Genomic DNA, 7,620 nt, shown 5'->3' on the forward strand with positions numbered 1-7,620 from the left:
TTGAAGCCCTCAAACAAAAAGTTGAAGAGTACAGGAAACGCTCAGAAAATGCGATGTACAAAGTTGAGTTAGTCAAAAATACTGTCGAGCAAGAAAAACAAATACTAATCCAAGGATTTAGTCAAGGCATTAACACATTTGCGAATAAGGCTAAAGCCCAGATAGCCAGTGAGATTGATAAGATTGCCGAATCTCGCTCAGCTAAATCTCCTAAGTCAAAAAAAACTCCATTATTGCTCAAACCAGTAGAAGTTAAGACTAATAATGGGGGTTTTGGACAAATAGTGGGAGAAATTGGAGAAAGACTGTTAGGATTGATACCTCCTTTCGGTCCCGTATTAGGAAAAGCATTCAAAGTCACTACGTCTTTGTTGGATGGATTGAGTGAGTCTATTCCAGAAGCTTTCAATACCTCTGTTTCTGAACAGATTGTTGATAGTGAAGAGTTTGATCCGTACATTATTCGGTGTAAAACTAAGGCTGAAGCTGAAAAAATAATTCAAACAATTAATAAATTTTGCCCGCCCTATATTCAAAGTTGGTGGATAGATACTCAGGATGAATTAGTTCGAGAGGGGACGAATATTCGAGAAAGATTGGCAATAATAATTCAAGAAGATATCCAAGAAATATCAGATGAATTATCTAATTATCTTGGTGATGCTTTAGAAGTAAAACTGAACATAAACTCGATTCAGTTTCCAAGTTTTGATTTTCCCGGAATTGATGCACGAATTAAAGATGTACAAGTGGCAGTGGTAGAAATAGAAAGGAAAAAAGGTAAAAAAAGTCGTTGTTGTGACTCCGATCAAGTATATTATACTGATGAACGTGTTACCAAAAATCGCGATTTCTTTGAAGTTAATTTACGAGAAACATTAGAGTTAATAAATCTAAAAATAGATCGGCAAACTTTTAGAAACAGAGATTTGTTAGAACGAGTTATTAACAAACAGGTTTCTGCTGATTTCAGAAGTGCCGAAAAGCAAATCAATGATTACATTAAAAGGTTTCAAAATGACTTCGATCGCGTCTTGAAGGAACGAAAAACGAAAGAATCTGAAGCACCAAAAATTCTGGCAAAGCTTGAGGCCAACAAAATTAAACTCAATGAATATCTCAGTGAATTGAATTCCATTCGTCAATCTCTCGATAGTTGGAAGCCAGTTAAGTAAAGTTAGAGAAAGTGCGATCGCCCTTTTCCCCCAAACAACCAAAATGGCTCTCGCCTTTCCCATGTCGAATCCCAAAGGGGGTGAAGCGAAGCTATCCCGTAGGCGATCGCCCTTATTGTCCGAAAGTGCGATCGCTCTTATACCATGTCGAATCCCAAAGGGCGATCGCTCCTTTCCATCCAGCTATCCCAAAAGCGATCGCCCTTACTGTCCGTGCATTGCGATCGCTCTTTCATCAATCAATAAAAACTTCTGAGTTTGAACTACAAGTCTAAACGTGATAAGCAGTAATAGCAACTATTCCATCAGCACTGTAAATAGCTTCGATGCGCCTAAAGGTAGAATGAGTCCACCACACTTTCAGGCGATTTCCTTGAGCCGGAGCCGTACCAATTTTACCGTAGCCTGCTGTCAATAGAAGTAACTCAAATTCTGTAGAAGGCAAAGTTTTGGCAGTAATTTGAGTGATGCCCTCAAGCTTATGCTTATCAAGGGTCATAGCTACCTTGGTAAGTGCTGTAGATACGGTAGCCAGGGAATACTAAAGCAATGCCTATTGGACTGTGAATAGTCCCCGGATAGCTTTCTTCTGGCAAACTACCCCCAATCCGAATTTTTATAGCACCCAGCCAAATGTAGAGCCCTGGAATTAAAGTATCTAAACTGTAGGCGATCGCCCGCATTTGAAGATCGGGAGAATTAATCAGTTTTAAAGACTGGGGCTTTTCAGGTTTGGAAATAGACATAGCACTGATTTCCGTGCGGTATGGTGCAAAAGCGGTATTGTTGAGTAAATTTTAACATAACCTATAGTTTCATTTTTCAATTGTTAAGTTTATTTTACTATTTGATCGATCTCGCCCTTATTGTCCGTGCATTGCGATCGCTCCTTTCCCATGTCGAATCCCAAAGGGCGATCGCCCTTTTTTATTCACTCGCGCGCATATTCAACTTGTTAACATGAGAACATATCAGCAGAACAGGTGTACGATCGTGAGAATATAAAAATTGGAGGAAGCCTAAATGGGAAAAAGTACAGAAGTTCCAGCCGACACGACCCAAATTACATACAGCTATCGGGAGATGTCCGAAAAGAACTAGGACTTCAGTTTAAAGCTGCGTGTACTCTGAAGCAGCTAAATATAGGAGAAGGGTTGGAAGAGGCGATCGAGATATGGTTTCAGGCTCAGCAAGCCCCCTCATCGAGCAACACCAGCAAAAAGGGGGATGAGTGAGAGATCCAGATCGAGAAAAAGAAGAGCTTGGCAATCCCATCAACGAACCCGTACAAGCGTATAACCTAAAAGAAGCGAAAAAGAAATGCCAACAGCTAGCAACTGAATATGAACGGTCTCTTGCAGATGTTCGCCCGGGCGGCAAAGCCTGGTTTCGCTGCTACTTTCAGTGAGGGAAAATACATGAAAATTCGAGAATCTCAAGGTAAGAGCGTCTGGAACGATTCTAAGGGTTGGTGCTGCGAGCCACTTGACCCCATACCGCCCGGTCATATTGCCCTAGCCGTTGAAGCGGCGGATATGGCACTTGTAGACTGGGATATCGAAGAAATTGGGGAAAAAGCAGGTTTTGATATTGAGTACAGATACACGGGAGTCAATGACCCGAAAGATGAATCTTTAGCTTGCGTAACTCAGTTTGTCGGCATCTACGAAGACTTCTCAAAGCTCGATCGCGATCTAGAAGCTTTGATTGCAGCAGGCATCCCGCGTCATTTATTTAAAATACTGACTTCCAATGATGACATCGATTTGAAGCCTGTCACGCAATCCCTCAAAGCAGTTTCATAATGCCTTGAGTGTAGCGCAATTGTTTCTTTTTCCCAAAGGGCGATCGCCCTTATTGTCCGAAAGGGCGATCGCCATTATCGAACTTTTATTCCCCTGACATTACTAAGCAACTGCAAGTTCATATTGCAGAACTAAAATTTCATCTGCTTTCAAAATAGCCATAGCATATTCAATCCCTTGACTATCAGCAAATTCCACTAAATACTGACATTCTCTTCCCGTATCATAGACTTCGACAATAGTTCCCACAAGTCCTACTGGCAAACTAGAAACAGATTCGTATTCCGGTTCGACTAGCGTTAATCGCGTATTTGAAACTGGCTTGAGAATCGCCACAGAATCCAAAAGTCTAAAGTTTTTTATCATGGTTTAAGAAAGCTGAAATCAAACGAGGGTTAGAATTAGTCAAAGTAATTTCCCAGATTATCCGAAGCTCAATCCCCGCTGTATCGGGTACAGTCCAATCAACTTTAAACTGTTCCCCAAAATCAGTAGTATTTTCTTGGAAAACTTCACCTTCAATGGCTGCTTTTTGAATAAGCTCTTGCAAAACTTCTGCATTATTAGCCGTGATTCTCAAAACCGATGCAAAGACTCTGGCTTTGTGTTTTCCACTCTTATTGCTCTGGATTTAAGCAGTAGCCAACCAGCTTTTGCAGAGAAACTTCAGCCCGATCGCCATTGGGTAGTTTCATTATAACTCCTGCTCACCCCCTAATTAGTTACAGTTTTTATTGTAAGGTAGATGCTTTATCCCTGTACGATCGCGCTTATTGTCCGAAAGTGCGATCGCCATTCCTTAAGTTAAAATATAAGTTGTCATATCCGATAATATAACTTATCAGATTCAACAAGGACAAGTTATGCCTGTAAACTGGAGAGAACATATCGTTAGTACCCCCGATGTACTGCGAGGTAAACCAAGAATCAAAGGAACTAGAATTCCCGTTAGTCTAATTTTAGGATATTTAGCATCAAATAACACTGTCGAACAAATCATCGACGAGTTTCCAGATATCGCCAAAGAACAGATAGCTGCTTGTCTTGATTATGCTCGCGATTTGTCGGATTTTGAAACAGTTGCCTAATGAGTTTAAGATTGTTCATCGATCAATGCGTTCCTAAGTCTATTATTCAAATACTTCGTGATACCGAGCATGAAGTATTTGTATTGGGAGATTACATTCCAATTGAATCTCCAGATACTATTGTCATTGTCAAAGCTCAGGAATTAAATACCATACTTGTTTCTCTCAATGGAGACTTCGCAGATATTGTGACTTATCCGCCAAGTTCATATCAAGGAATCATTTCTCTTCAACTGAGAAATCACCCAGAAATAATTCCTCAGTTGATGTCAAGGCTAACAGAATACTTATCATTGCACGATAGTGAGGAGCATTATCGAGGTAAATTACTACTGGTAGAAGTTTACAGAATTCGCATTCGAGAGTAAAAAATGATAGCGATATCCCTTTTTTCCCGAAACAACTAAAAGGGATCTCGCCTTTTCCATGTCGAATCCCTGCATTGCGAGATCCCTTATTGTCCGAAAGTGCGATCGCGTTACAATAATATCAAATATATTCAATCCTCCCAATCATTTCTTCAGGCGTATAGACTTCATAAATTAAAATTAAACTGCGGATAATCTCGCCAATAGAACGAGAATTAGGCGGACAATAGACAATTCCCGGATAATCGCTGGTATCACTTGCCATAATTAGAAAATCATCATCGTGAGTTAATATCACGCGCTGCTGTTCGCGAATAAACGCTAGGTGTGACTCATCGCTTTTAGTACGCAACGCTGCATCAACTGTTGTCGTCACATCTATCCCGTAACGACGCAAACCGCGCACAATATTAGAGTCAATATGTTCGTCTAAATGAAAACGAATTTGCTCACTCACCTCTAATTGCCCTCAATTTTTCTTGTAACGGAGATGGTGGACTATTGCGCTTTAATTCTTCCACAATAGCTCGACTTTCAGCAGTGTGACGATCGATTTCTTCTCGACGATCGTAATAATAGGTCATTGCTGCATGAACCGAGGCTAGTGGCAGATCGTACTTTCCCGCGATTTCTTCTATAGAAATCCCCATTTTGAGATACATCTCGGCGATGTGTGCTACAGCAATTCGATGACCGGCAATGCACGGCTTACCGCCCAGCACCCCAGGCGTGATTTCAATATGTTCTGTGATGAGAGATTTCTTAGACATTATAGTAAAAGTCTCTTAATAGTAATGTTTAAGCTATTTAATGTTAGCACAGGGCGAGATCCCTTATCGAACTTTTATTCCCCTGACATTACTAAGCAACTGCAAGTTCATATTGCAGAACTAAAATTTCATCTGCTTTCAAAATAGCCCTAGCATATTCAATCCCTTAACTATCAGATAACTCCACTAAATACTGACATTTTTTCCCGTATCATGCACTTCAACAACAGTTCCCACAAGTCTTGCTGGCAAACTAGAAAGCAATTCTCTGGACGGGTAAAGCAATGATTTACCGATTCACTTACCCGCCCCAAACTAAAATACAAGCCCTACTTATACCTTGACTTACCCCCGCTAAACTCAGAAGCAACAATCATCGAGCCAATCCCCGCATCCGTGAATATTTCTTGCAGCAAAGCATGAGGAATTCGCCCGTCAATAATGTGAGCGCCCTTCACACCCTGAGCCAAACTTCGCACACAACAATTAACTTTAGGAATCATCCCCCCAGACACAACTCCCGACTCAACCAACTGTCTCGCTTCCTGAATATCTAGCTTAGCAATCAGGCTCTCCGGCTTGTGATAATCCTCCAAAATTCCCGCAGTATCAGTCATCAAAATCAACTTTTCTGCATCCAAACCAGCCGCAATTTCCCCGGCTACAGTGTCAGCATTAATGTTGTAAGATTGACCGCGTTCATCCGCCGCCACGCTCGACACTACCGGAATATAACCGCTGTTCACCAAGGACTCCAAAATGTTGGTGTCCACCCCGCTAACTTCACCAACAAATCCAATTCCCTCGCGGCCATCTGGACGAGCTTGAATCAGATTAGCATCCTTGCCGCACAATCCCACTGCTTTGCCGCCTGCTTGGTTGATTAACGAAACAATTTCCTTATTTACTTTCCCCACCAAAACCATTTCTACGACTTCCATTGTCGCTGCATCAGTTACTCGCAAACCATCCTTAAATTGTGGCTCAATTCCCAATTTTTCCAGCCAAATATTAATTTCTGGGCCGCCGCCGTGAACTACAACCGGACGCATCCCCACGCAAGCTAGGAGCACAATATCCCGAACTACTTTGTCTTTGAGAGTGCTATCTTTCATCGCCGCACCGCCATATTTGACTACAATTGTGCGGCCGGCAAAGTTTTGAATGTAAGGCAGTGCTTCGGAAAGCACCTCTACTCGATTAGTGTCTGGATTCCTAACAAAATCGCTTTGTTTGAGCATGGGTAATTTACAAAAGACTAAAAACTTAATTCTAAACTTTAATGGCTAAAGCAAATATCAACAGCTACAAAAATCACTTTTTCCCTGGAATTTATCGACGATTTGCCCGATCGCCCTTTTTGAGAGCTATCCTCATAATTATCATAGGTTTTTTTAATGATATAGCTTGAAATTTTGTCTTATAACTTATAAAATTCTTGGTAAAGTCAAGAAATGTATCGTTATCCTTGATTTACTTAACCTTATATGTTAACTGCTGTCGCCCCCAATTCCGAAAACCCTCAGTACAAGCTACCATCAGAGGCTGACTCGTCCCCCCGAATGACGGTATTTTGCGATTTAGACGGGCCGATTGTCGATGTGTCCGATCGCTACTACAGCACTTACAAACAGGGATTAGCCGACACTCAAGCATCCTGCAGCGAGCGAGGAATCAGCCTCAACCTCGAAATCCTCACCAAACAGCAGTTTTGGCAAATGAAACAAAATCGAGTCCCCGATGCTGAAATAGCCAAAAGTTCCGGCTTGTCGGGAGCAGAAATTCACGTTTTTCTCGGATGCGTGAGTCGGATTGTCAATCAACCAGACTTGTTGCACTTAGATCGCATCCAGCCGGGAGTGCAATGGGCGATCGCACTTTTGCACTCCCGCGGCGTGCGGCTGATTTTAGTCACCCTGCGGCCGAGAAATCAAGCCGTTCAACTGTTGCAAAATTACGGTTTAGCCAGACTGTTTACCAGCATTCGCGGCACTCAGATGCCGGATGCCGCCTATTACAACTATACAGCCTTAAAAACCGAATTGTTAGCTGAAGTTGCCGAAGAATTTGAGTCATCTCTCGGTTCGGCTTGGATGATCGGAGATACGGAAGCAGATATCCTCGCAGGACAAGCATTGGGAATACCTACAATTGCTGTTACCTGCGGTATTCGCAGCCGCCATCAACTGCAAAAGCACCAGCCTAATTTCATTCTCAGCGACTTGATTATTGCTGTTCATCACTTATTAGGTTTGGGTCAACAAGTAATATTATAATGACTATAGTTAACTGTTAACTGTTAACTGTTAACCGTTAACTGTTAACTGTTAAGTGTTAACCGTTAACTGTTGACTGTTAACCAATTACCAATGACTAATGACTAATGACTAATGACCAATGACCATTGACCAATG

General features: G+C 41.7%; 14 protein-coding genes and 1 pseudogene. 8 read left to right on the top strand and 7 right to left on the bottom strand.

Annotated elements, in window-relative coordinates; all coding sequences use genetic code 11:
• Positions 1 to 1,175, top strand: a pseudogene (locus WBA89_RS01055) (dynamin family protein); the annotation flags it as partial.
• 80 nt (positions 1,176 to 1,255) lie between these two features.
• A complete protein-coding gene (locus tag WBA89_RS01060; protein WP_424403245.1) occupies positions 1,256 to 1,450 on the top strand; it encodes a hypothetical protein in 195 nt (64 codons plus the stop codon).
• Here WBA89_RS01060 and WBA89_RS01065 read toward each other — a convergent pair.
• Entirely contained in the window at positions 1,447 to 1,674 is a 228-nt protein-coding gene (locus tag WBA89_RS01065) for a hypothetical protein (RefSeq protein WP_333423866.1), read from the bottom strand. The two genes, WBA89_RS01060 and WBA89_RS01065, sit on opposite strands and share 4 nt — an antisense overlap.
• Positions 1,664 to 1,921, bottom strand: a complete 258-nt coding sequence (locus tag WBA89_RS01070; RefSeq protein WP_424403248.1) for a hypothetical protein — start codon at positions 1,919 to 1,921, stop codon at positions 1,664 to 1,666. The genes WBA89_RS01065 and WBA89_RS01070 overlap by 11 nt, the downstream gene beginning before the upstream one ends.
• Positions 1,922 to 2,158: 237 nt before the next feature.
• On the opposite strand from WBA89_RS01070, the gene WBA89_RS01075 reads away from it, so the two are divergent.
• From WBA89_RS01075 to WBA89_RS01085, 3 genes are read left to right on the top strand one after another with little or no spacing between them, the layout of a single operon-like run.
• Entirely contained in the window at positions 2,159 to 2,410 is a 252-nt protein-coding gene (locus WBA89_RS01075) for a hypothetical protein (protein WP_424403250.1), read from the top strand.
• Complete coding sequence (locus WBA89_RS01080; RefSeq protein WP_424403252.1) at positions 2,407 to 2,583, top strand: hypothetical protein; 177 nt, start codon at positions 2,407 to 2,409, stop codon at positions 2,581 to 2,583. The genes WBA89_RS01075 and WBA89_RS01080 overlap by 4 nt, the downstream gene beginning before the upstream one ends.
• A gap of 10 nt (positions 2,584 to 2,593) precedes the next feature.
• Positions 2,594 to 2,980: a hypothetical protein gene (locus WBA89_RS01085; protein WP_424403254.1), complete on the top strand. Its 387-nt coding sequence runs from the start codon at positions 2,594 to 2,596 to the stop codon at positions 2,978 to 2,980.
• A 102-nt stretch (positions 2,981 to 3,082) separates the two neighbouring features.
• On the opposite strand, the gene WBA89_RS01090 is transcribed toward WBA89_RS01085, so the two are convergent.
• Together WBA89_RS01090 and WBA89_RS01095 are read right to left on the bottom strand one after the other, a co-directional pair.
• Complete coding sequence (locus WBA89_RS01090) at positions 3,083 to 3,346, bottom strand: DUF4926 domain-containing protein (RefSeq protein ID WP_293212076.1); 264 nt, start codon at positions 3,344 to 3,346, stop codon at positions 3,083 to 3,085.
• The gene (locus WBA89_RS01095) at positions 3,330 to 3,560 is read right to left on the bottom strand and encodes a DUF6883 domain-containing protein (RefSeq protein ID WP_424403256.1); all 231 of its coding nucleotides are present in this window, start codon (positions 3,558 to 3,560) and stop codon (positions 3,330 to 3,332) included. The genes WBA89_RS01090 and WBA89_RS01095 overlap by 17 nt, the downstream gene beginning before the upstream one ends.
• 283 nt (positions 3,561 to 3,843) lie before the next feature.
• Between WBA89_RS01095 and WBA89_RS01100 the strand changes: the two genes are divergently transcribed.
• Together WBA89_RS01100 and WBA89_RS01105 are read left to right on the top strand one after the other, a co-directional pair.
• Positions 3,844 to 4,068 (top strand): DUF433 domain-containing protein, encoded by a 225-nt coding sequence (locus WBA89_RS01100; protein ID WP_333429165.1) that lies wholly within the window; start codon positions 3,844 to 3,846, stop codon positions 4,066 to 4,068.
• A complete protein-coding gene (locus WBA89_RS01105) occupies positions 4,068 to 4,436 on the top strand; it encodes a DUF5615 family PIN-like protein (RefSeq protein ID WP_424403259.1) in 369 nt (122 codons plus the stop codon). The genes WBA89_RS01100 and WBA89_RS01105 overlap by 1 nt, the downstream gene beginning before the upstream one ends.
• Before the next feature lie 121 nt (positions 4,437 to 4,557).
• On the opposite strand, the gene WBA89_RS01110 is transcribed toward WBA89_RS01105, so the two are convergent.
• The 3 genes from WBA89_RS01110 to argB form a co-directional block, all read right to left on the bottom strand.
• On the bottom strand, positions 4,558 to 4,893 hold the full coding sequence (locus WBA89_RS01110) for a DUF5615 family PIN-like protein (RefSeq protein ID WP_424403261.1): 336 nt from the start codon (positions 4,891 to 4,893) through the stop codon (positions 4,558 to 4,560).
• The gene (locus WBA89_RS01115) at positions 4,886 to 5,206 is read right to left on the bottom strand and encodes a DUF433 domain-containing protein (protein ID WP_424403263.1); all 321 of its coding nucleotides are present in this window, start codon (positions 5,204 to 5,206) and stop codon (positions 4,886 to 4,888) included. Before WBA89_RS01115 ends, WBA89_RS01110 begins: the two co-directional genes overlap by 8 nt.
• Before the next feature lie 329 nt (positions 5,207 to 5,535).
• On the bottom strand, positions 5,536 to 6,447 hold the full coding sequence (gene argB, locus WBA89_RS01120; RefSeq protein WP_424403265.1) for an acetylglutamate kinase: 912 nt from the start codon (positions 6,445 to 6,447) through the stop codon (positions 5,536 to 5,538).
• A gap of 246 nt (positions 6,448 to 6,693) precedes the next feature.
• On the opposite strand from argB, the gene WBA89_RS01125 reads away from it, so the two are divergent.
• Positions 6,694 to 7,482, top strand: a complete 789-nt coding sequence (locus tag WBA89_RS01125) for an HAD family hydrolase (protein ID WP_424403267.1) — start codon at positions 6,694 to 6,696, stop codon at positions 7,480 to 7,482.
• Positions 7,483 to 7,620 lie beyond the last annotated feature (138 nt).

The sequence above is a fragment of the Microcoleus sp. genome (assembly GCF_049646505.1).
GTDB lineage: Bacteria > Cyanobacteriota > Cyanobacteriia > Cyanobacteriales > Microcoleaceae > Microcoleus.